21 protein-coding genes are annotated in these 21459 nt (G+C 67.8%); 15 read left to right on the top strand and 6 right to left on the bottom strand.

Going from position 1 to position 21459, the window contains the following annotated elements:
• The first annotated feature begins 34 nt into the window (after nt 1-34).
• The 5 genes from ACOQPD_RS04795 to ACOQPD_RS04775 all read left to right on the top strand — a co-directional run bounded on the left by ACOQPD_RS04795 (nt 35) and on the right by ACOQPD_RS04775 (nt 4901).
• The gene (locus tag ACOQPD_RS04795) at nt 35-1024 is read left to right on the top strand and encodes a MoaD/ThiS family protein (protein WP_420613768.1); all 990 of its coding nucleotides are present in this window, start codon (nt 35-37) and stop codon (nt 1022-1024) included.
• A gap of 61 nt (nt 1025-1085) precedes the next feature.
• Complete coding sequence (locus ACOQPD_RS04790) at nt 1086-2195, top strand: M23 family metallopeptidase (protein ID WP_420613767.1); 1110 nt, start codon at nt 1086-1088, stop codon at nt 2193-2195.
• A 168-nt stretch (nt 2196-2363) separates the two neighbouring features.
• Complete coding sequence (locus ACOQPD_RS04785; protein WP_420613766.1) at nt 2364-3260, top strand: GNAT family N-acetyltransferase; 897 nt, start codon at nt 2364-2366, stop codon at nt 3258-3260.
• Entirely contained in the window at nt 3257-4492 is a 1236-nt protein-coding gene (locus ACOQPD_RS04780; RefSeq protein ID WP_420613765.1) for a glycosyltransferase, read from the top strand. The genes ACOQPD_RS04785 and ACOQPD_RS04780 overlap by 4 nt, the downstream gene beginning before the upstream one ends.
• Nucleotides 4479-4901, top strand: coding sequence for a YbjN domain-containing protein (locus ACOQPD_RS04775; protein WP_420613764.1), 423 nt, complete (start codon nt 4479-4481; stop codon nt 4899-4901). The genes ACOQPD_RS04780 and ACOQPD_RS04775 overlap by 14 nt, the downstream gene beginning before the upstream one ends.
• Before the next feature lie 323 nt (nt 4902-5224).
• Here the strand turns inward: ACOQPD_RS04775 and ACOQPD_RS04770 are convergent, their stop codons facing one another.
• Nucleotides 5225-6106 (bottom strand): Clp1/GlmU family protein, encoded by an 882-nt coding sequence (locus tag ACOQPD_RS04770; RefSeq protein ID WP_420613763.1) that lies wholly within the window; start codon nt 6104-6106, stop codon nt 5225-5227.
• Between the two features lie 203 nt (nt 6107-6309).
• Here ACOQPD_RS04770 and ACOQPD_RS04765 point away from each other — a divergent pair, with 203 nt between their 5' ends.
• On the top strand, nt 6310-7143 hold the full coding sequence (locus ACOQPD_RS04765; RefSeq protein WP_420613762.1) for an SAM hydrolase/SAM-dependent halogenase family protein: 834 nt from the start codon (nt 6310-6312) through the stop codon (nt 7141-7143).
• A gap of 92 nt (nt 7144-7235) precedes the next feature.
• On the opposite strand, the gene ACOQPD_RS04760 is transcribed toward ACOQPD_RS04765, so the two are convergent.
• Genes ACOQPD_RS04760 through ACOQPD_RS04750 form a run of 3 tightly spaced genes read right to left on the bottom strand, consistent with a single transcriptional unit; the run spans nt 7236 to nt 10480 of the window.
• Nucleotides 7236-8189, bottom strand: coding sequence for a c-type cytochrome (locus ACOQPD_RS04760; RefSeq protein WP_420613761.1), 954 nt, complete (start codon nt 8187-8189; stop codon nt 7236-7238).
• A 37-nt stretch (nt 8190-8226) separates the two neighbouring features.
• Complete coding sequence (locus tag ACOQPD_RS04755; RefSeq protein ID WP_420613760.1) at nt 8227-9039, bottom strand: cbb3-type cytochrome c oxidase subunit II; 813 nt, start codon at nt 9037-9039, stop codon at nt 8227-8229.
• Complete coding sequence (locus ACOQPD_RS04750) at nt 9032-10480, bottom strand: cbb3-type cytochrome c oxidase subunit I (RefSeq protein WP_420613759.1); 1449 nt, start codon at nt 10478-10480, stop codon at nt 9032-9034. Before ACOQPD_RS04750 ends, ACOQPD_RS04755 begins: the two co-directional genes overlap by 8 nt.
• 308 nt (nt 10481-10788) lie before the next feature.
• Between ACOQPD_RS04750 and ACOQPD_RS04745 the strand changes: the two genes are divergently transcribed.
• The 8 genes from ACOQPD_RS04745 to ACOQPD_RS04710 are packed head-to-tail and all read left to right on the top strand — an operon-like array spanning nt 10789 to nt 16594.
• Complete coding sequence (locus ACOQPD_RS04745) at nt 10789-11538, top strand: hypothetical protein (protein WP_420613758.1); 750 nt, start codon at nt 10789-10791, stop codon at nt 11536-11538.
• Nucleotides 11539-11991, top strand: a complete 453-nt coding sequence (locus ACOQPD_RS04740) for an NADH-quinone oxidoreductase subunit I (protein ID WP_420613757.1) — start codon at nt 11539-11541, stop codon at nt 11989-11991.
• A gap of 16 nt (nt 11992-12007) precedes the next feature.
• Entirely contained in the window at nt 12008-12778 is a 771-nt protein-coding gene (extP, locus tag ACOQPD_RS04735) for a selenite/tellurite reduction operon b-type cytochrome ExtP (RefSeq protein ID WP_420613756.1), read from the top strand.
• Nucleotides 12779-12789: 11 nt separating this feature from the next.
• Entirely contained in the window at nt 12790-12918 is a 129-nt protein-coding gene (locus ACOQPD_RS04730; protein ID WP_420613755.1) for a hypothetical protein, read from the top strand.
• 7 nt (nt 12919-12925) lie between these two features.
• Nucleotides 12926-13870: a hypothetical protein gene (locus ACOQPD_RS04725; protein WP_420613754.1), complete on the top strand. Its 945-nt coding sequence runs from the start codon at nt 12926-12928 to the stop codon at nt 13868-13870.
• The gene (locus ACOQPD_RS04720) at nt 13867-14784 is read left to right on the top strand and encodes a ubiquinol-cytochrome c reductase iron-sulfur subunit (RefSeq protein ID WP_420613753.1); all 918 of its coding nucleotides are present in this window, start codon (nt 13867-13869) and stop codon (nt 14782-14784) included. Before ACOQPD_RS04725 ends, ACOQPD_RS04720 begins: the two co-directional genes overlap by 4 nt.
• Nucleotides 14785-14787: 3 nt before the next feature.
• On the top strand, nt 14788-16239 hold the full coding sequence (locus ACOQPD_RS04715) for a cytochrome c (RefSeq protein WP_420613752.1): 1452 nt from the start codon (nt 14788-14790) through the stop codon (nt 16237-16239).
• Nucleotide 16240: 1 nt separating this feature from the next.
• Nucleotides 16241-16594 (top strand): sugar transferase, encoded by a 354-nt coding sequence (locus tag ACOQPD_RS04710; protein ID WP_420613751.1) that lies wholly within the window; start codon nt 16241-16243, stop codon nt 16592-16594.
• A 15-nt stretch (nt 16595-16609) separates the two neighbouring features.
• On the opposite strand, the gene ACOQPD_RS04705 is transcribed toward ACOQPD_RS04710, so the two are convergent.
• Entirely contained in the window at nt 16610-17224 is a 615-nt protein-coding gene (locus tag ACOQPD_RS04705) for a redox-sensing transcriptional repressor Rex (RefSeq protein WP_420613750.1), read from the bottom strand.
• Nucleotides 17225-17410: 186 nt separating this feature from the next.
• On the opposite strand from ACOQPD_RS04705, the gene ACOQPD_RS04700 reads away from it, so the two are divergent.
• On the top strand, nt 17411-19741 hold the full coding sequence (locus ACOQPD_RS04700; protein WP_420613749.1) for a S41 family peptidase: 2331 nt from the start codon (nt 17411-17413) through the stop codon (nt 19739-19741).
• A gap of 589 nt (nt 19742-20330) precedes the next feature.
• Here ACOQPD_RS04700 and ACOQPD_RS04695 read toward each other — a convergent pair.
• Complete coding sequence (locus tag ACOQPD_RS04695; protein WP_420613748.1) at nt 20331-21113, bottom strand: HpcH/HpaI aldolase family protein; 783 nt, start codon at nt 21111-21113, stop codon at nt 20331-20333.
• Nucleotides 21114-21459 lie beyond the last annotated feature (346 nt).

The raw sequence follows: 21459 nt of genomic DNA, 5'->3' as shown, positions 1-21459 counted from the left end.
GGAGCGGCGCAGATTGCGAGTAGCCTCCGTGTCGATGGCACGGGTAAGGCTGTTCGCGAACCTGCGCGAGATCGCTGGTAGCTCGCAGGTCGATATAGAGGGTGACACTGTGGGCGCGGTGGTGGATGCCCTCGGGGACCGATTCGGGCCGGAGTTTCGGCGGCACATGCAGACCGCCCGCCTTTGGAAGAACGGGAACGAAGGGTCGTCCGAGGACCCGGTGCACGACGATGACGAACTGGCGGTAATCCCCCCGGTGTCGGGCGGAGCGGTAGCGGACCCAGGTGCCCGTGGTATGGAGGGACTGTTGCTGGCAGGCCTGATGCTGGTGCTGATCGTGGCCAACACCTTCGACACCGCCATCGTCGTGGCGTTCTGGGTCGGCGTGGTGGCGCTCTGGGTGATCGATCTGGTCAACACGTCATCTGACGGCGATTTCAGCCTGCATCCCCATCCCATCCTCGCCTCCATCCTGGTGTCCATGGCCATCGCCAACACGCTCGGACTGCTCGGCCTGGGAGTCGGCGTGGCTGTCTCGATGGTTCTGGTGATGGGATGGGCCGTGGTACGGCCTTCAGCCCGTGACCTGACCTCGATAGGTGCTTCGGCGCTCGGAGCGATGATCGCCTCACTGGCGGTGGCGTCCTTCTTGCTGTCCAGGGCGGCTGCCGACGGCGGCGACCGCCAGGTTGCCGGATTGTTGATCGTGATCGCCGTGGGCGCCTTGGTGGGACGGTGGGCCGAGGTGAGCCGGTCACGCATGTTCGACCCCTACCTTGTCGGCCCGGTCTTGATGGTCGTGGCGGCGGTGGCGGTGGCCTACCTTTCCGGCTTCGATCTCCTGGCCTGGTTCTTCATCGGACTACTCCTGGCATGTGCCACGATCGCCGGCCGCGGTATCGGTCTGGCGTTCCGCACGGGAGCGATCCGCTTGACGACCAGGCCGCGCGGTCTTCTGGCCGCGCTGGACGGTCCGATGCTGGCTGTGGCCGTGTTCATGCCCGTGATGCGGATGATCGGGTGAGGGCGGCGGCAAGCAGAGCACGCCAAGTTGTTCTATAGGCAGACCACTAGCCTCAAAAGCCATGTTCAAGCACATCCGGCGCACGGTGTTCCTGGTCGCGCCCGCATTGGCTGTCGCCGTCCTCACGCCCGTGCCTTCGGTGGCCGTGACCCAGGCGGAGGTGGAGGAGGCATGCGGCGAGTACCGGGACGCGGTGGACGTTCTTGACGCGGCGGTAGCGGAGCGGAACGAGGCGCAAGCCCTGGTAGCCCGGCTCTATGCGGACCGGGAAGTCATGGCCGGCAGGGTCGCCCGACTCCAGGACCAGATCGCCGAGCGTTACGAGGAGCTTGAAGTGCTGCGCAAGGCTGTGGTGGATTGGGCGGTCGAGTCCTACATGACCGCCGAAACTGAGATCAGCGGCATCGCGCTCCGCACGAGTTCGCTGGACGAGTTGATCACTGGTCAGGAGTTCATCAACGCCATCACCACCGAGCGGGTAGCCGCGGTGGACCGGTGGCGGCTGATACTGGCCGAGACGGAGATCATGGAGCAGCAACTCGTGGAAGAGGAGACCGAGCTGCTCGTCCTCGAGATCAGGGCCGAACAGCAGGCCGGCGTCCTGGCCGCGGCGACGGATGAGGCCTTGTACGCCTCACGGCAGCTGGAGGGAGATTGCAACCGGCTCTACCGGCAGCGCCAGGCTGAGCTGGCCCGGGCCCGGGCACTGGAGGCGGCCCGGCGGGCGGGCCCGGCGGCCGGGGTGGGGCCCCAGCTGACACCCGGTTTCATCTGCCCGCTGGATCCGGCCGCCACCTCCTTCATCAACGACTGGGGCTTCCCGCGATCGGGAGGGAGAACCCACCGGGGTAACGACTTGTTCGCCCCAAGGGGGGAGCCCTTATATGCGGTGGCGGCCGGCACTGTGCTGCTGACACGCGGAGGCCGGGGCGGCACAGCTCTGTGGCTGGCGGCCGACTACGGGGTTGATTACTACTACGCGCACCTCAGTGGTTATGCCCCGGGGGTCGCAACGGGGGTCCGGGTCGGCAAGGGCCAGGTGGTCGGCTACAACGGCAACACGGGGAATGCCCGCACCACCCCCCCGCATCTACACTTCCAGCTCCATCCCAAAGGGCGGACCTCGGCGCCGGTCAATCCCTACCCGACGCTCGTGCGTGCTTGTCTATGAGGGTGCCGAAAGTGTCGAGCCGGCCCGATAGCCGGCAACGAAACCCAGGTCGAGGCATCGTGGGCCGACATGTCCCGGTCCCGGGCCTCGTATGAGCCCGACTCGGAGCGCCGTGATGATCCACTCCACCCTGCTGGGCGGCCTCCGGCTCGACCCGGGTAGCCGTTGATGTTCGACAAGAGGACCTGCGGGCATCGCACGGCGGCGGGGCGGGTGGGTCCGTTCGCCACCAGGCATTTTCTCTCCACCGTGTGGCGGCACACCGCCTCGCCGGGCCAGACGCCTCTCATCCTGTCGGACGAACGAGGCGAGGTAGCCCTGGTCGAGGACGGTGACCATCTCGGGCTTCTGGGCCATGAGGACCTGGTCGACTACCGATCACCGCTCGGCGACGCGGTCGACCTGCTGGTCGAGCATTTCCGCACGCTCGACCGGCCCCGTACCTTCCGATTCGATTCGCTTCCGTCCGGCGCCGCCGACGTCATCACCGAAGCGCTGGACCGGGTCGGTTTCAGCTATCGCAAGGCCCGGCACGCCGAGACCGCCGTGGTGGACCTCCCGGGTTCGTTCGACGAGTACCTGACCGCCATCGGCAAGAAGCAGCGTCACGAGGCCCGCCGCAAGCGGCGCAGGTTCGTCGGGGAGATGGGCGGGTTGCGCTTGGAGACCTTCGACAGGCCGGGCCCGGTCCTGGACGAATTTTTCCGGCTGCATCGCCGCTCGGCAGGACGCAAGGGCCGGTTCATGACCGATCCGATGGAGGACATGTTCACGGACCTCCTGCGCGGTGATGGTTGGCGCCTGGATGCCTTGTACGGGGGCAACGACCTTCCGGCAGCGGTGGTGATCGGCTACTCGGACGCCGACGGCTATTATCTGTACAACTCCGCCTACGACCCCGACCTCCGTAACGTGTCTCCCGGCGTGGTGCTCCTCACCGAGTTGGTCGCTGCCACCATCGCGGAGGGCGGGAAGGTGTTCGACTTTCTCAAGGGTTCGGAGCCGTACAAGTTTCGCATGGGGGCCCGGGCGCGCCGGCTGCTCGTCGTGGAGGGCGCCGCATGATCCGCAAGGTGGCGTTCCTCTCGATGCATACGTCTCCCCTGGATCGGCCTGGTGTGGGCGACGCCGGCGGCATGAACGTATACATCGATGAGCTGGCCGCCTCCCTCGCCAGGCGGGGGATCGAGGTGACCGTCTTCACCCGGCGGACCGATCCGAGCCGGGCGACGGTGATGGGCACGCCGGCCGGGTACGAGGTGGTCCATGTCGAGGCCGGGCCGATGGCGCCGCTACCGATCCCGCGGCTCGGCGATTGGGTGGGCGAGTTCGCCAGGAAGGTCACCGAGTCCGTCCTCTCTCCCGGTAGCGGCGGCCGGAAGACCGACATCCTCCACAGCCATTACTGGCTGTCGGGTTGGACGGGTCTCTCCGTCAAGCAGGTCACCGGCCTGCCGCTGGCCAATTCGTTCCACACGCTGGGCCGGGTAAAGGACGCCACCCGCCGTCCGGGCCAGCCCAGCGAACCGTTGTCTCGCATCGCCGCCGAGCGGGAGGTGATCGCCCGGTCGGACTGCGTGATCGCTTCCACCGAACACGAGGCGCTGGAGCTGATCGAGCAGTACGGCGCCGATCCCAGCCGGGTGTGCGTGAATCCGCCCGGCATCGATCTGGCCTTGTTCAGGCCGGGTGATCGCCGGGAGGCCAGGAGGCGGCTGGGACTCGATGACGCGCCCACCGTGCTCTTCGTGGGTCGTATCCAGGCGCTGAAGGGACTGGACGTGGCGGTGGCGGCCTTCGGACTGTTGCGCGACCACCTTCCGGATGCTCGGATGATGGTGGTGGGAGGGCCGAGCGGCCCCTGCGGCGTCGAGGAGGAGCTCGAGATCCGGCAACTCGCCGCGCGCCTGGGACTGGACGGGAAGCTGATCTGGTGCGGCGTCCAGCCCCATCACCGCCTTCCGACCTACTACCAGTCCGCAGATGTGCTCATCGTGCCTTCGAGGAGCGAGTCCTTCGGGCTGGTTGCAGCCGAAGCGCAGGGGGTGGGCCTGCCGGTGGTGGCCGCCAACGTGGGCGGACTGCGGTACGTGGTCGAGGATGGAGTGTCGGGGTTCCTGGTGGATGGGTGGGAACCGCCCGACTACGCCAAGGCCCTGCTGAGAATCCTGGACGGGTCTGCCTACCGCGACGAGTTGATCCGGGGCGCCCTGAATGCCGGTCGTCGCTTCGGGTGGGAGACGGCCACCGACCGGCTCCTGGAGCTCTACATGGGGATTGCCGATGGGACGCACTGAGCTCACCGAACGGCTCGGCGCCGTTTTCCGGTCCTGGGTGGAGGATCCCGGATCGGACGCGGTGGCCACCGAACTCGTGGAAGGCCGGTGGGCGGTGCGGATGGCTCAGCAGACGCGTGACTTCACCACGGTGTGGGTCGAGCCGGGCGACCGCACGGTCGGGTTCGAGGCGTACGTCCTCCCTTCGCCCCGCAAACGTCTGGAGGAGGTATACCGGTTGCTGCTGGTCCGCAACCATCGGGCATGGCGCGTCCACTTCGCCATCGATCACGGCGGCGGGATATACCTGCGGGGCCGGATCGAGGCCGAGCGCGCCGATGAGGAGGCCCTCCAGTACATCTTCGCCGAGATCTACGAACTGGTGGACCTCACGTTCCGAACCCTGGTCAGGACGGGATTCGGGCGCTGAGTCCGGGCTGCGACCGCGGGAATCCGGAGCCGGAGAGCGCGAAAATTTCCGGGATGGCCTTTTTTTAACATGCCCTGTGAGCAACTCCTGGGGATTGTGTGGAAAAGGCCTGGTCGGAGGCGGATCGGTCCACTTCTTAGGATATAATGAGGATGTTACGACAATTCAACAGATGGGTTGATCCGCCGGACGGCAGGGCGTAAGGTTCTGTTCAGAAGGCCCGAGGTGCTGGCGCCGAGCGAATCCGTCAGGGGAAGTGCGGTGGAATTCGGTAAAGGTTCCTCGGGCTTTCGCCTTGCACGCATCCTACCGGGCGGGATCGGCTAACCGAGGCCGAACATCAGCTCGTCGAGGCGGACCGAGGTGGTGCGGAACGTCTCGGGGTCGATGCGGACCGACCCGATCTGCAGTCCGGCCATGCCCTGGTTCCCGGACGTGATGACCCGCAGCACGTCCTCGTACTCGAGCATTCCCAGGCCCAAGCACCGCCCTTGCCGGTCGTGGACCCCGACGATCATCCGGTGCAGCCGGACCAGGTCGAAGCCGGCCGGGAGGCTGGGTGCGAATACGGTGGGCAGAACGCGCCAGCGCTGGAGGGGCGCCGGGAATGCTGCGGCGAACCGGGCGGCGCGCATGTCCATACGCTCCTCGGGGCTCATCGGAAGGCCGGCCCGGCTGGCGGGCACGGTGACCACGTTGGCGGAGAGGAACCGCCGCAGTAGGCCTACCAGCGGTTCCAACTCGCCGCCCCTCTGCACGGCCCATACGGTGTCGGGACGGACCAACTCGGCCTTGTGATACTTGAGCCGCTGGCCCACCACCCCGGCCACGGCCCCGCTGGTGTCGATGACGATCAGATCCGCCTCCGCCCGGACGGTCTCCACCAGCGAGGCGACTCCGGCCACCTGCTGGAGGATGAACCGATCCGGCCTGATGCTGCCCACGAAGCGCAGGTCGTCAGCCCGGGTGAAGTCCTTCACGTCGGCGGGCGAGCGGAGCCACTTCAGGCCCACGCATGTCGGCGGGCCCACGGTGGTGCAGGCTAGGTCGCTGTCGATGTAGGCGACGGTCCGTCCCCCCTGGAGGGCGGTGTCGACCAGCATGCGGGCCAGGGTCGTCTTCCCCGAGTCGGGCGCCCCGATGATCATCACCACCCCCTCGGCGGAGGAGAGCAGTTCGGAGTCGCCGAGCACCGGATCACCCATGGCGCCATGCTAAACGTGCCCCGGAGACTGCCACGAGGCGCCGGGCGGACTTCTCTGCGCCGGTTGAGCCAGGGCGTGCCGGAGGCCCGGACGGGTGCAAGAAAGCCGGGGAGGGTTGGCCAGCGCCGCCTCCACCTGGGGTTTCGTTGCCGGCTGTCGGGCCGACTGGACATTTTTCGGTACCCTCCTAGGCTCGGGCCGGCGTGCCCCCGAGCTTCCCGCTTCCGATTACCTTCCTGTCCGACTTCGGCCGGGAGGACGAGTACGTCGGGGTGGTGCACGGGGTGATCGCGACGTTGGCTCCAAGGTGCCGCGTGATCGATCTGAACCACCGGATCCCGCCCGGCGACATCCGGGCCGGCGCTCTCACCCTGCTGCGGGCCATCCAGTACATGCCGGCCGGTGTGGTGCTGGCGGTGGTGGATCCCGGTGTTGGTAGCGACCGCAAGGCGGTGGTTCTCGAGACCGGCCGGGGCCTTTTCGTAGGTCCCGACAACGGGCTCCTCTCCCCGGCAGCAGCCTTCCTGGGGGGAGTGACGGAGGCCTACGCCATCGAGAACCCGGACGTGATGCTCCCGTCACGGGGCCGTACGTTCGAAGGGAGGGACCGGTTCGCCCCGGCGGCGGCCGTGCTCGCGGCCGGAGAAGCCCGCCCGCACGAGATGGGGCCGCGGTTGGATCCGCAGGTTCTTACGCCGCTCCTCCTCCCCCTGTCCGAAGTGACGGACGACGGACGGGTGGAGGGTCGGGCGTGGTGGGTGGACACCTACGGCAACGTCCAGACCAACATCACGCCCGAGGACCTGGAGCAGGCCGGCATTGCTGAGGGTGAGCTGGTGATGGTACGGGTGGGCCTGATGAGCTACCGGGTGCCGTGGGAGGGCACGTTTGCGGATGTGGGTGAGGGGCGTCCGCTCCTCCATATCGATTCGGCCGGGCTGATGGCGCTGGCTGTGCGGGGCGGGCGGGCGGACGACCACTTCACCCTGGCCGTGGATTCGTCGGTCGCGATCTCCCCCGACCCGTCCGGGGATTGACCGCTACAGGCTCAGTAACTGGACAGCGAACACGATTCCGGCCACCCCGATCAGGGCCAGCAGGATCAGTATTGCGATTGCGGTTCCGGACCTCACGGTTCGACGGGTTCTGCGAATCCGCAGTCGAACACCGCCTCCTCAACGTCCTGGCCGCCCAGCACGACCCGTTCGTAGAACACCACGGTGGCGATCTCCTCGGGCGTCAGCGTGTCGCTGAAGGAGGGCATGACCCCGCCCGAGCCCACCGCGGTGCCCAGGTCACCGTAGGTGTTCCGGCCCGCGGTCAGGTAGCCGTCGGTACCGAGAGAGACCCACTCGATGTGGTCGGTGCACATCGCGAACGTGTCGAGGACCGAGCCCGCCAGCGCCGGGCCGGAGCCGCCCTCACCGCTCGCTCCGTGGCACGAGCTGCAGCTCGAGGGCGCCGCGTACAGGGTGCTTCCCTCGCCGACCAGCGCCCGGACGTCCACACCGCCGGCCGCGCCGCCCGCCTCGTAGACGGAGCCGTCGCAGTTCTCGACCACGCCGGTGAGACGATCTACGGAGAGTTGACCGCCGGGGCCGCAGTTGGGGCCGCCGGCGAAGGCGATCAGGTAGGTGAGGCCGATGAGCGGAACGGCGAAGAACAGCACGGTCAGCCAGCGGGGTAGCGAGGCGCCCACCCGCTCGGTGAGGCCGGCGGTGGCGCCGGTGATCACCGCCTCGAACCGGTGGGCCTGGGCGAGGGTCACCCGCTCGGGCGCTGCAGGGCTTCCGACCGTGGCGGCCGCGATCTCGGGAGCGGGCGCCGCCGCAGCGCCGACCGGCTCGGGAGCCTCTGGCGCGGCCGGAGGGGCCGGAGCGGCAGGTGGTGGCGGCGCAGCGCCGGGCGGGGAGGGGGCAGCCGGCGCCGCGGCGCCTGACGGAGGCGCCGTTCCCCCCGCCCACGCGGCCAGCACCTCCTCCGGGCTGACGCCATCGGCTTCGGCGCGGGCGATGGCTGATCGCTCCACCAGATGCTCGGGGCTCCCGAGCCGGGCGGCCGCGGCGGCGAGCAGCTCGCTCATAGCGCTGTTTCCCGGAAGCCGGCCTGGGGCGCCACGGCTACCTCAGCTCCGACAGGTAGGTGGCGAGGGCGGTGAGGTCATGTTCGGAGAGATGCGCGTACGAAGGATGGTTCCCGGACGTGAACACGTTCCCGGGGGTTGACAGGAGGATCATGAGATCGTCCGCGGTCACGGTCCCCTCATCGCCCCCGTGAGGAGTCCGGCTACCCACATGGGCCAGGTCGGGGCCGATCCGCTGTACCCCGAAGGTCGCGGTGTCGAGCGAGTCGGCCCAGCTCTCGGTTACGGGTCCGAGCCCGACGTCGGCGAGAACGGGTCGCACCATCTGCGTGTGGCAGTAGCCGCACCCCTGATTCGAGTAGACCGCCCGGCCGTGCTCGCCGAGGGCGGACAGCGGGGCGTCGGGAACCACATGCCGGAAGTCGCCTCCGGTGTTGTAGGGGCCGATCAGCGTGATTACCAGCCCGATCACGAACAGGCCTGCCATCAGGATCCAGGTCAGCAACGGGTGCAGCCCCACGCCTGCCAGCCTGGGCGTGGCCTTGCTGAGCGCGGGCGCGGCAGGCCGGGGCGCCGGTGACGGGGATGCAGGCGCCGGAGCGACCGCCACGGCTGTGGGCGCGGGCGCGGCAGCGGGGGCCGGCGGGGTCGCGGGGGGTGCGGACGTAGCCTGCGGCGCCTGGGGTTCAGGAGTGGCGGACTGCGCGGGAAGCGGAACGCCTCCGCCCCATGCCGCCAGCACTGACTCGTAGGTGGTCCCGTCGGCCTCGGCGCGCGCTTGGGCCGATCGCTCGACCAGGTGTTCGGGCGCCCCCAGCGCCGTCACCGCGGCAGCGAGCAGGTCACTCATCGTCTCGCGGCTCCACCGGCACCAACATCTCGACCGGACGGGCCGTACCGGACACGTAGGTTCCCACGGCCGCCCACACCATCAGGGCGATCCCGACCAGTGCGACCACCGAAGCCAGGGCTCCCACCGTGAACATCAGGTCCATCTCGGCGAAGGTCTCGGAGAATCCCGCCCCCGCGTTGAGCCGCGAGCCCGAGGCGCTGGCCCAGTTCCACGTGATCCCCGACACCAGCCCGGCGATCAGGAACGCCGCGGCCGTGATGCCGCCGCCCCAGGTCAGCAGGCGGAGGCCCCGTCCGGCCGTCTCCTCGTCGGCGAGGTCTCTTCCCGTGATCCGCGGGAAGACGTGGAATACGAAAGCAATCCCGAGGGTGGGTACGGCCACCAGAGCCGAGCCGATCATCAAGCCTTCGTGCCATGTGGTCAGGCCCACCACGGCGGCGACGGACCGGAAGCCGGACAGGCCGGTCAGGACCGTGACCACGGCGTAGGCCGTCGCTCCGACCATCAGGTACCGGATCACCAGGTTCCGGCGGGCCGTCTCCCAGTCTCCCGACAGGGTCTGGCCGAGGTTGGTCAGCACCGCCAGAGCGGCGATCACCAGCCCCATCGCGGCGGCGGCCGCCACGGTCTCCGTCCAGTCCGGGGCGGGACCGCCGAGGAACCTGGTCGGCGTGGCCAGAAGGGCGGTGCCCGCCAGCGTCCAGAATCCGGCACGGGCGAGGGGTCCCGAGAACAATGGCCGACCGCTCTCCTTCACCAGCACGTAGTAGGCGCCTCCCAGTGCGGCCGCAGGGAAGGCCAGCCAGAGCATCCCGCCGGCCACGAGGCCGGTCTGCAGGAACGGGCCGACACCGACGAGTCCGGGGATGCTGCCCGTGATGTGCAGGGCCGGGTACCACCAGACGGCGCCCATGACGTAGAGGACGGAGACGAAGGCCCCTTGTTCGGTGCGGCGCCGGACCATCGAGCTGACCATGAAGGCGGGGAGGAGCAGCAGCGCGGCGACCGGCCAATCGATGAGCGGGGGGAACTCGGCCAGCTCGGGTCCCGACGGGCCGCGGAACAGCACCACCAGCACGCCGAGAGTCACCAGGCCGGCATAGCCGAGGCCCCCGAGCAGGGCCGTCCGCTCGTACGGCATCCGGGCGCCGACCAGGCGGGGGGTCAGGTAATAGGCCATGGCCTGGGTGAGTGTTCCACCGAACCCGTAGACCAGCATCAGCATGGCGGCGGGCCGGAGGCGCCCGTACGCCAGGAACTCGCTGTCGGCGAAGAGGGTGGGGATCGCCAGCTTGATGAGCATCAGCACCAGCAGTGCGGCGCCGGCCAGGAGCAGGAGGCACGCTACGGCCATGAGACCCGACGCCGCCCGCTCCCGGCGATCCGACCGGAAGCGGTCGAGCGAGCCCTGGTCCGTGCTGGAGTCGTCCTGTGTCAACCCGATACCCTTCGCGACCGCATCTCTGCCTAACCCGCATAGGTTAAACGCTGTGTGGAGGGGGTATGGTCGCGCCCTCGCTCGATGCGTCCTGGCGCATGGTCACGGCGCCGCGAGTCCCGCTCCGGTTGTAGCCTCCTGGTTTAGGGAGAGCCCGCCTTTCTGCCACAATGGGGCGGCCTGAACGGCAGAACACGTTGCCGCGCCATCCGGCGAATCAGAGGTGAGTGGGAAGCGGTATCGGGCCGGCCGCGGTCGAGACGATACGGAGGCGAACTACCGAGATGGTGCAACGGATGCTCCGGCAGATGAGTGGCACGCAGCGTGCGCTTGCCGGTTGGGGGCTGTTCATTGTGGGTCTCGTCACCCTGGTACTGGGTATCTGGTTCAACCACTACGCCAACTTCCCATCCGTGGAGACGGTCACCATCGCCACGGCGGACGCCGCCGGCCTGGCAGCCGGTGACTCGGTCACGTACAACCGGCAGGCTCGTACCGTGGCCGCTACCCCGGTCGTCAACCCCGGTCTGCCGCAGACCCCGGTGGACCTCGAGGTCCGGGTCGACTACTTCGGGTGGGTGCCCCGGGACTGCATGATCTCGGGGGGCGACTGGTGCCTGCCCTGGTTCGCGCTTGGCCACCTGGTGGCGTTCGGCGGGAGCCAGCTGATGCTGCTGGGCGTCGCTGTCGCCGTGATTCTCGGACGCAGGATGACCTGGTCGCTGGCCGCGCTGGCAGCGTTCCTCGCCATGATGGAGCTGGTGATCCTGCTGGGCAACGTGGCGTCCGAATGGCTCAACCTGGCCCAGGGACCTCTCAACTGGACCGAGCAGAACGAGGCATTCACCATCTGGGCGCCTCTCGTACTCGGGAACAACGTCGGCATCAGCTGGGGTGCCATCAAGGACTTCGTCTCCATCAACTACAACATGGGGGCGCTGACCTTTATCATCCTGTTCGCCCGCTGGATACAGAGCTTCGGCGGGCCGATGCCGCAAGCACGAACTGCCGATGCGGTCTCACCCTACGGACGCCCGCTGGTCAAGGGAGCCGAGTAGATGGCCAAAGAGGTCTGGTTCGAGACCCCGCCCTTCCGTGACGACTACCAGTTGGTCATGGTCGAGACCGACTACGTCCAGTCACAGGTGCGCCCCAAGCAGTTTCTCCATATCAACCAGTCCGAGTGCATCCTCTGCGAGGGATGCGTCGACATCTGCCCCTGGAAGTGCATCCACTACCTTTCGCTGGATGCCATCGACGAGGCCTACGACGTCGATCACCCGGCCGATAGCTCCGACAATCTGGGCTTCTTCGTGGTCGACGAGTATGAGTGCACCCGTTGCCTGCTCTGCATCGATCGCTGTCCCACCAACGTCATCTCCATCGGCAAGTTCGAGGGTTCCGTCACGGACACGGCCATGAACGCCGGTCTGGTGGAGCGTGCCCCGTGGGATCTCGACACCGGCGCTCGCGACTTCAAGAACGGGTACACCTACGGGATGCGTTGGTAGAGCGGAGGCAAAGCGGATGAACGGCAGAGGTCTGAAGGTCAGGGAGCGGGTCGGGGAGGCGGCCGACGCCTTCCGGGCGAGCCCCTTCTGGGAGTCGATGTTCCGTCCCGGATCGCCCTTCAAGCGGGGCTACAGCGACAGCCCCCGCAACCGGTCCTACGTGATCATGAACAACGTCCTCTACCATCTCCATCCCGTCAAGGTGAAGCGGCATGCGGTGCGCCTCTCGTACACCTTGTGCCTGGGCGGGCTGAGCTTCTTCCTCTTCATCCTGCTGACCATTACCGGCATCTTCCTGATGTTCTACTACCGGCCCACCGCCCCGGCCGCATACATAGATGTCGAGGCTCTGTCCACGTCGGTCGCCTTCGGCTCCCTGGTGCGGAACCTGCACCGCTGGGGCGCGCACCTCATGGTGCTGACCGTGTTCCTCCACATGTCCCGCGTCTTCTATCACGGCGCCTACAAGCCGCCCAGGGAGTTCAACTGGGTGGTCGGGGTGGTCCTGCTGCTCCTCACGCTGCTGCTCTCCTTCACCGGTTACCTGCTGCCGTGGGACCAGCTGGCGCTATGGGCGGTGACGGTGGGAACCAACATGGCGGGCTTCACTCCTTTGTTCGGCAACCAGGTGAAGTTCGCGCTGTTGGGAGGTATCGAAGTGACCGGCAACACGTTGCTGCGCTTCTACGTGTTGCATGTCCTCTTCCTACCGTTCGTGATAGTCATCTTCATGGCCGTGCACTTCTGGAGGGTGCGCAAGGACGGCGGCATATCGGGACCGCTGTAAGGGTGGGCTCGATGACTGTTGTCGTGGTCCGTTACTCGCCGACCCGGGTTTTCATGGATGGATACCCGCTCGCGGCGGGATTGTCGATCCTCGTACCGGGCGTGAGCCCCACCGCGGGCTCGCCCGGTAAGGACTGCTGAGGCGCCGATGGCTCAGATACCAGAGCATCTGCTCCGGCGCTCGGCCGAGGCGAAGGCCAAGGCGCTGGGCGTCCCGGTCGAACAGGTCCTCGCCGAGATGCGCGGCGAGGCGCCGTCCCCCCCGGCGGCTCCGCCCGCTGCTCCTGCCTCCCCGCCGCCCGCTCCCGAGCCCCCGCCCGCTCCAGCGGCCGCACCGCCCCCGGCCCCCGCTCCGCCACCGCCGGCGCCGGTCAGCGAGGCAGCCGCTCCCGAGCCCCCGGCGCCACCCGAGCCCGAGGTGTCCGCACCGGTTCCCGAGGCAGCGGCAGCGGTCGCGACCGAGACCCCGGAGGTGGCGCCGGCCTCCGCGCCGCCGGCATCAGACAACGGTGGCGGAGCGACCCAGGTCACCCTCCGTCCGGTGGCGCCGCCAGAAGAGGTTCCGGAAGGGGTCCGGCCCCAGCGCCTCCTCACCGTCGTCAAGGCCAAGGCCATCCAGCAGGTCAAGGCGACGCCGACCGACAAGGTCAACACCTGGCCCCACCTGATGATCGCCGAGTTCTCCGCCTTGATGGTGATTACGGCGGTGCTGATCGTCCTGTCGGTGATACTCCAGGCGCCGCTGCTGGAACTGGCCAACTTCAACGCTACGCCCAACCCCTCCAAGGCGCCCTGGTACTTCCTGGGCCTGCAGGAGCTGCTGTCCTATTACGACCCCCAGGTCGCCGGTGTGATCATCCCGACCATCACCGGACTGCTGGGCTTCATGGCGATTCCCTACGTGGACCGCAACCCCTCCACCAAGCCGTCCGACCGTAAGTTCGCCATCATGCTGTTCACGCTGTTCCTGACCGGCTCGGCCACCTTGACGTTGCTGGGGACCCTGTTCAGGGGCCCCGGCTTCAACTTCACGTATCCATGGGCCGACGGGATCTGGTTCGACGACCTCAAGGACTGGGTGCACTTCGAATGACCACGGTCCAGCTCCTGATCGTCGCCCTCTCCGCCATCGTGCTGGTGGGAGTGCTGGGCGCTTTCGTCATCGCCTACCGCCGCAGCGAATCGCCCGGCCGGACCGCCCGGTCGTGGAGATCCGGCCTGTCGCGCGAGACCCGCAAGGCGGACCGGTCGGCCCTGGCCGCCCCGATGGTGGTCCGGCCCGCCGAGGCCGTTACCGACCCCGCCGCGGAAGTGGAGGCGACGGAGGCCGCGACCGCCGAGGAGGAGGACGAGGAAGGATTCGAGGAGCCGGTTGCGGCCATGCAGGCGGTCGAGGTGATGAGGGTGGAGGAGCTCTCGCCGCAGGAGGCCGGTGTCAACCGGCGCCAGTTCTTCACCAGGGCGCTCGGGGCCACCTTCGGCGCCTTCGTGGGCCTGAACGGGATCTCCTACCTGGCCTTCCTCTGGCCTCGCCTGTCGGGCGGCTTCGGGTCCGACATCGACGTCGGCGCCATCGCCGACCTTCAGACCGAAGTGGTGCTCAACGACGGCTCCATCCTGCCCAAGTTCGTGCCCGAGGCACGCGCCTACATCGTGCCGTTCGCCGAGTCGGACATCTCCCGATCCCAGTTCGAAGGCTCGGGGGTGGTGGCCGGTGGATTGACCGCCCTCTTCCAGCGCTGCGTGCACCTCGGTTGCCGCGTGCCCTGGTGCGACGCTTCCCAGGGCTTCGAATGCCCCTGCCACGGCTCGAAGTACAACTACGTGGGGGAGTACGAGGCAGGCCCCGCCCCCCGCAACCTGGACCGGTTCGCGGTCGAGGACCAGAACGGCCGTCTCATCGTCAAGACCGGCACGATCATCCAATCGGCCCGGGCTATAGCCAAGACCGTGCAATACCCCCAGGGCCCTTCCTGCATCGCCCTGAATGCCCCCACCGAGGTATAGCCGGTGTCAACTCTCGTAGTCACGATTGTTGCGCTCGGGGCGATCGCCTGGTTCGCCTACCTGGTGGGATCAGGTTCGCGTCGCGACCGCCAGGATCCGGTGCCCGCCAACCTGTCCGTCTCCCAGACCGACGACGAGTTGGAGACCAGGCGCCTCGATCGGGCCCTGGTGGGGGCGGTGGTGACCGCCGGGTTCCTGACCCTCGCCATGCCCATCTACTACCTCGGCGAGCTGGACCGCCAGGAGGGATTCGTGGACGAGTTCCACGAGGCTTCCCTGGTCCGGGGCCACGAGGTGTGGCTTGAGTTCGGCTGCGGCGACTGCCACGGCCCCAACCTGGGGGGTGGGGTTGCCTCCTTCCTGGAGGAGCGGTCGCAGGTCAACGTGGCCGGCTGGGCTACGCCTGCCCTGGACGATCTGTTCTTCCGGTACGACCGGGACGAGGCCGGGTTCTGGATCACCTACGGCCGGGCCAACACGCCGATGCCGCCCTGGGGTCTCGATGGCGGCGGCCCGCTCAACAGCCAGCAGATCGAGGACCTTCTCAACTACATCGAGTCGCATCAGGTGGGCCAGACGGACGCTCTGCTCAAGGTGGAGGGTCTGGTGGCGGGAGCCTTGAGCCGGCGGGATGGCGCCGCCGATGTGGTGGGTGGCCAGATCGCGGAGCAGGAAGAGCTGATCGAGACCATCCGCACCTCCGGAACCTCATCGGCCGCTCTCGCCGACATTGCCGAGCGAGCCCGCTACCTGCTGGACGGTGCGGCGGACGGTATCGACACCGACGGGGACGGCCTGTCCGATGTCACCGAGACCGGTCTGACCGCCATCTTCGCCGAGGCGCAGGCAGCCGGGTACCTGGCCACGGCGGCCACGCTCGATCCTCGCAACGCCGAGACCCTGATCGGGATCGGCGACGCCACCTCGGCGGCCACATCCGTAGGTGACCTCGAGTCGGGCGCGACGTCCCTGACCATCACCTTCCAGAACCAGGCGGTCCTCGGTGACCAGGCCCGGTTCGGTCTCGGCTTCCTGGAGGACGCGGCCCGCCGGGCGCGCTGGGAGGTGGATGTCCAAGCCGTGGCCGACGCCTCCTTCGGCGGGGACACCGCCGCGGCGGATCGGGCGGTGAACCTCTACAACGCCTACTGTGCCCGATGCCACACCGCCGGATACTCGGCCGGTCCCGCCTTCCAGCAGCCCCAGGCCTCCGGGGCGCTGGGACCGTCGCTGAGGGGTGGCCGCGCGCTTACCCAATTCCTGACCGCTGAAGACATGTACGAGTTCATCGCGGGAGGGTCGACCTCCGGTGAGGGATACGGTGTCAACGGTGTGGGTTCGGGCCGGATGCCCGGCTTCGGCATGGTCCTGTCGGCCGAGGACCTCGATCTCATCGTCCGGTACCTGAGGGGGGCAACCCTGGACGGCGCCGAGTACCTGGGGGAGGCGGGCTGAAATGCGCGAGCTCTTCCGGGCGCTGCTCTCTCAGAACCTGTTGTTCACCGGGATCGTGCTCACCATCGCGGCGGTGCTGGTGTTCTTCGGGAGCGTCTACCTGCTGCAGTACACCAACCTGGGCAAGCGTCTCGCCATCCTGGTGTCGGGCGCCGGCATCTTCGGCTGGACGACGATCAATTCGATCCTGTTCGTCCTCTACGCGCCCCGCGGTCCTCGCCCGGTTGACTTCGAAGGGCTGAACGCCTTCGAGATCCGGATCATTCCCGGAGCCTTCGCGGCCGCCTCGGCCATCCTCTTCGCCATGTTCATGGTGGCGCTCCACCGCTACGAACGCGACCAGGAACGCGAATAGAAGGGCGTCCCCGGTTCAGGTCATGTAGTAGCCGAGGATCTGGAGTTCGGTGGCGAGGTCCACCTGTCTGAGATGGATGTCATCGGGTACCCGGAGGAGGGTGGGGGCGAAGTTCAGGATGGAGCGCACCCCGGCCTCGACCAGCATGGTCGCCACCTGCTGAGCCGCCCCTGCCGGGGTGGCGATGATCCCGACCGAGATGTGCGTGGTCCGGGCATCGTCGGGTAACCGGGAGATGTCGCGAACCTCGACCCCGCCCAGGCAGGTCCCGATCTTGGTGGGAGCGGCGTCGTAGAGCCCCACGATGCGGAAGCCCCGGTTGCCGAAACCGGTGTAGTTGGCCAGCGCCGAGCCCAGGTTGCCGATGCCCACCACGGCCACCGGCCGGTCGGCGGTCAGGCCGAGGGCATGGCGGATCTGGTCGTTGAGTTCCGTGACCTGGTACCCGACGCCGCGGATCCCGAACGTCCCGAGATAGGAGATGTCCCGCCGGACCCCGGCCGCGGTCAGGTTGCTGAGACGGGCCAGCTCGCGGGAGGAGATGGTCAGCTGCGACTCGGGTAGCCGCTCGATGCATCTCAGGTAGCGCGGCAGGCGCTCGACCGTTGCCGAAGGAAGGTCCGACTTCATCGGCGAGAGGTTAACGGCGTCAGGGAGTGCCGGATCCGTCCCGAACTTCCCGCCGTCCGTGGAAGGTCTACTGCTCGACTCGGGCGCCGGATATCCCCCTGCCGGGGACTATCGTCTGAGTATGTCGACCCGGCACCATCGGCGGTGAAGCCGGCCAGGATATCGGGGAAGGGTGCCGGGCCGGGCATGCTTCGCAATCCTGTCCGGGTCGCGGCCCTGATCGCCGCCGTGACCATCCTGTCCTCGCTCGTCCCCGAACCGGTTGCCGCATCGGAGCCAGAGGAGGTGCTGCGGCGGACCGCCCAGACCGATGGCGCGAACGAAGCGGAGGACTTCCCGCCCGGCCGGGTGACTTGTGAGGAGGCGACGGCGCCCTTCGGGTTGCTGTGCGCGGTATATGACCTGATCACCGTCAACTACGTGGACGCGGTGGACGAAGAGGAGCTCGCCTCGGCGGCGGCCGAACGGGTGAGGGACGCCGACCTTGCCCAGCGGACCGATGGGGAACCACCGGTATGTCCGATCCCCTCGCCCGGATTCGAGGAGGTATGCGAGGCGATCGACCAGGCACAGGACACCGAGGCGGCGGTCAAAGAGGCGGTTCGGGGGATGGCCGGGTCGCTCGATAGCAACTCCCGCTACCTGACGGCCGCGCAATACAGGCAGTTCCAGACGCGCCTCGAGAACCAGGGGACCGTAGGTCTGGGCGTGGCATTCGGCCTGCTGGAAAACGGCCGGCCCTGCTTCACGGTGTCAGCCACCTGCCGGCCGGTGGTGTCCGAGGTCTATGCAGGGAGCCCGGCGGAGAAGGCCGGCCTGATGGTGGGTGACGAGCTCCTGGAGCTGGGGGATAGGTTCCCTTCCGAACTCGGTTGTGCGGATGTGTCCCGCCTGGACCGGTTCGACGTAGGCGAGGAGGTGTCGATCACGGTATGGCGGGACGCCATCCTGACGGGGACGATCACGGCGGCGAGGCTGGCCATACCGGTGGCCAGGGGAATGGTCGTGGATGGCAACATCGGCTATCTGGCCCTCGACGTTTTCAGTACCACGGCGGACCGCGCGGTGGCCGAGGTGCTCGGCGATCTGATGGATCCACCAATCAGTGGCCTCGTACTCGACCTGCGCGGGAATCCTGGCGGGTACATCGACTCGGCGGTGGGTACGGCCGGCTCCTTCTTGCCGGACGTGTCAGTGATCGTGCATCTGTTGAGCCGGGACAGGGTGGAAACGGTCCGGGCGCGAGGAATGTCGATCTCTCCCGATCCCACCCTCCTGCCGATGGTGATAGCGGTGGACGGCGGCAGCGCCTCGGCTTCGGAGATCGTCATCGGCGCCCTCAGCGACCAGGGTCGCGTCACGGTGGTCGGCCGGACAACCTTCGGCAAGAGCACCGGCCAGACCTCCTACAACCTCCGAACCGGGGGCACGCCGGCCGGCGTGCTCCAGATCACGACGCTGCGGTGGTTCACCCCGCACTCCCGGAGCGTGACTGGGGGAATCGAGCCCGAGGTGGCCATGGTCCTGCCCTCGTGCCTGTTGCCGGCCGAGGTGGCAAGGCGCGCCATCTCGGCGATCCGCCCGCGCATCGCAGGAGTGGGCATCACTTCGGAGCCTCTCGACGGGACGGCATACGAGGCTGGGGAGACGGTGACGGTTACCGTGACGTTCGACTCCCCGGTGGTCGTGTTCCGCAACGGTGGTAATCCGACCCTGAACCTCCGGGTGGGCGACGATCGCCGCATAGCCCTCTACGAGTCAGGCTCGGGCACGTCCGAGTTGGTGTTCGGATACACGGTGAGGGACGGGGATGCCGACCCGGACGGGATCAGTATCCGCTCCGATTCGCTGCAGCCCGGCTGGGCGACGATCGGGCTGGTCGCCGGCCTGGAAGCCGTCCTGGGACACGATGCCGTGGCCGACGATCCTCAACAACGGGTGGCCGGCGGCCCGGCTCCACAGACCGGTCCTGAGGTGTTCATCGATATCCGGGGAAGCACCCACCGGACCAGCATCGAGCGGATTGTCGCAGCCGGGATCATGAACGGATGCGGCGTGGCGGACGGCGGTGATCTGTTCTGCCCTGATCTGACGGTGAGTAGGGCTCAGATAGCCGCCATTCTCAGCCGGGCTCTGGAGCTGCCGGCCGCGACGGGTGATTTCTTCGTTGATGACGAGGGGTCTGTCTTTGAGGACGCTATCAATCGTCTTGCGGAGGCGGGTATCACGCTGGGCTGCGATCCGGGTGGTGGTCTGTTCTGCCCGGATGTGGTGGTGAGTAGGGCCCAGTCGGCTGCCTTCCTCAGCCGGGCTTTGGAGCTGCCGGCGGCGTCGGCTGATTTCTTCGTTGATGACGAGGGGTCTGTCTTTGAGGACGCTATCAATCGTCTTGCGGAGGCGGGTATCACGCTGGGCTGCGATCCGGGTGGTGGTCTGTTCTGCCCGGATGTGGTGGTGAGTAGGGCCCAGCTGGCCGCCTTCCTGGTGAGAGCTCTCGGGCTGGAGTCGCCTGCTTAATCCGGGGGTCGCTCCTCCAGCCCCGATTCATGACGCAAGGCGAATGTCCCGATCCCGAGCCCGTTCAAGTCCGCGAGATCTCGCTCTCCCCGGTGCGATGCCCATGGGCAACCTCCCGCCACTGCCACCCCAACAGCGTCCCCATCGGGTAGCACCGAATTGCCGGCGCAGGTCGGAACGGAGGACTCGAATGTGTCACAGGCATTCGATACGTTGTCTATCGCCAAGCACCTACACCAGCCGCAAGCGTCTCACCGATCGGACCGGTCTGGCCCGCAGGGAACATTCACAGGCTCCGAAATGGGCGAACTCGCCGTCACCCGGCCCCAGCCCGGGCATGGCCGAACACGCCCCAAGCCAAGGACAGGTGGTGGCGGGGGAAGGGCCCGGTGCGGAGCACCGGTTTTTCGCGTTCTCGAACTTTGGGCAGAGGACGCCACATATGGAGCCCTGAACTTCAGGGACGGGGCACCACCAGCGGTGTTCTGATCCTCAGGGACGGGGCACCGTATGGCGTCCTGAGCCTGAGGCTCCCCGATTGCCGGTTCGCCGGACGGCGATTCTCGTGTGGTTTCGGAGACTTGGGGCGCTAGTACAGGGCCGGGTGGGGACGTTGCTCGTCGGTGAAGGCGGCGTCGGCGATGCCCCGGGCCAGGGCGGCTCGGAAAGCGGGCAGGTCCACCACCATCGTCACCATCTGGTAGCCGCGCGCCACCCGGTCCGCCGCCGTGCCCGGCGTAGCCTGGATGCCGGGGCGAACGCCGTGGCGGTTACAGGCTTCCACGACGTGATCGAGCATGTCGAGGAACGGCTGGGCGCTGGTGCCCGGCTTGTATCCCATCGCAACTGCGAGGTCCGAGGGCCCGACATATGCCACATCGATTCCCGGAACCGAGAGGATGTTGTCCAGGTCGCCGATGGCTTCCATGGTCTCGATCATCGGGATGCAGGCGACTTCCTCGTTGGCGCGCTCGTAGTAGTCGGCGCCCTCTGTGATCAACGCCCGGCCGGCGCCGATGCTGCGGACGCCCACCGGAGGGAAGCGGGTGTACGACACCGCCGCGGCCGCCTCCTCGGCCGAGTTGACCATCGGGATGATGACTCCCATCGCCCCGGCGTCGAGGACGCGGGAGATGTTGGCCGTGGACAGTTCCGGCACCCGCACGATCGGGGTGACTTCTCCCGTGCTCAGCGCCGCCAGCATCCGCACCGTATCGTCGAAGCCGATGAAGCCGTGCTGGCAGTCGATGACTACATAATCGAGGTCGTTGGCGGCTACAGCCTCTGCCACCAGCTGGCTGGGAATCGACACCCAGCTACCCAGCGCAGGCCGGCCCGCCGCCCATTTGGAACGAAGTGGATTGGGTCGCATGGCGCCAGATATTGGCACGCGTACTCCGCGTTCCCTAATCCCCGTCACGGTCCGGCGGCCGTCCCGCACAACCGGCGGGAGCCGGTAACGTGATCGCATCTTCGAGGAGTGCGCCTTGCAGCTGCCGCATCCCATGGGTCAACCGAGTCGAGCTGGTGCGCCGACGGCGGGGCCGGGCGCGCCCGGCTGATGGAAGCTCCTCGATCTCCCAGGCGCGTGGCCATCGCGGTAGCGGTCATGCTCGTACTGTTCGCCGGGGCGATCGGGGTGTCGCGGCTGGTATCCGGCGACCGTGAAACGGTTGCGACCGGTGGCCTTACCGATCCGTCCCCTCCAAGCGTCGCCC

Source organism: Candidatus Spongiisocius sp., assembly GCF_965221825.1.
GTDB lineage: Bacteria > Actinomycetota > Acidimicrobiia > Spongiisociales > Spongiisociaceae > Spongiisocius.
The sequence above is the reverse complement of the archived record's forward strand: the minus strand, read 5'-3'. Positions and strand labels throughout refer to the sequence as shown.

Excerpts from the sequence above, each read along its gene's own strand:
- ACOQPD_RS04795 (WP_420613768.1), top strand. The coding sequence starts at position 35 with ATGGCACGGGTAAGGCTGTTCGCGAACCTGCGCGAGATCGCTGGTAGC.
- ACOQPD_RS04790 (WP_420613767.1), top strand. The coding sequence starts at position 1,086 with ATGTTCAAGCACATCCGGCGCACGGTGTTCCTGGTCGCGCCCGCATTG.
- ACOQPD_RS04785 (WP_420613766.1), top strand. The coding sequence starts at position 2,364 with ATGTTCGACAAGAGGACCTGCGGGCATCGCACGGCGGCGGGGCGGGTG.
- ACOQPD_RS04780 (WP_420613765.1), top strand. The coding sequence starts at position 3,257 with ATGATCCGCAAGGTGGCGTTCCTCTCGATGCATACGTCTCCCCTGGAT.
- ACOQPD_RS04775 (WP_420613764.1), top strand. The coding sequence starts at position 4,479 with ATGGGACGCACTGAGCTCACCGAACGGCTCGGCGCCGTTTTCCGGTCC.
- ACOQPD_RS04770 (WP_420613763.1), bottom strand. The coding sequence starts at position 6,106 with ATGGGTGATCCGGTGCTCGGCGACTCCGAACTGCTCTCCTCCGCCGAG.
- ACOQPD_RS04760 (WP_420613761.1), bottom strand. The coding sequence starts at position 8,189 with ATGAGCGAGCTGCTCGCCGCCGCGGCCGCCCGGCTCGGGAGCCCCGAG.
- ACOQPD_RS04755 (WP_420613760.1), bottom strand. The coding sequence starts at position 9,039 with ATGAGTGACCTGCTCGCTGCCGCGGTGACGGCGCTGGGGGCGCCCGAA.
- ACOQPD_RS04745 (WP_420613758.1), top strand. The coding sequence starts at position 10,789 with ATGAGTGGCACGCAGCGTGCGCTTGCCGGTTGGGGGCTGTTCATTGTG.
- ACOQPD_RS04740 (WP_420613757.1), top strand. The coding sequence starts at position 11,539 with ATGGCCAAAGAGGTCTGGTTCGAGACCCCGCCCTTCCGTGACGACTAC.
- extP (WP_420613756.1), top strand. The coding sequence starts at position 12,008 with ATGAACGGCAGAGGTCTGAAGGTCAGGGAGCGGGTCGGGGAGGCGGCC.
- ACOQPD_RS04730 (WP_420613755.1), top strand. The coding sequence starts at position 12,790 with ATGACTGTTGTCGTGGTCCGTTACTCGCCGACCCGGGTTTTCATGGAT.
- ACOQPD_RS04725 (WP_420613754.1), top strand. The coding sequence starts at position 12,926 with ATGGCTCAGATACCAGAGCATCTGCTCCGGCGCTCGGCCGAGGCGAAG.
- ACOQPD_RS04720 (WP_420613753.1), top strand. The coding sequence starts at position 13,867 with ATGACCACGGTCCAGCTCCTGATCGTCGCCCTCTCCGCCATCGTGCTG.
- ACOQPD_RS04710 (WP_420613751.1), top strand. The coding sequence starts at position 16,241 with ATGCGCGAGCTCTTCCGGGCGCTGCTCTCTCAGAACCTGTTGTTCACC.
- ACOQPD_RS04705 (WP_420613750.1), bottom strand. The coding sequence starts at position 17,224 with ATGAAGTCGGACCTTCCTTCGGCAACGGTCGAGCGCCTGCCGCGCTAC.
- ACOQPD_RS04700 (WP_420613749.1), top strand. The coding sequence starts at position 17,411 with ATGCTTCGCAATCCTGTCCGGGTCGCGGCCCTGATCGCCGCCGTGACC.
- ACOQPD_RS04695 (WP_420613748.1), bottom strand. The coding sequence starts at position 21,113 with ATGCGACCCAATCCACTTCGTTCCAAATGGGCGGCGGGCCGGCCTGCG.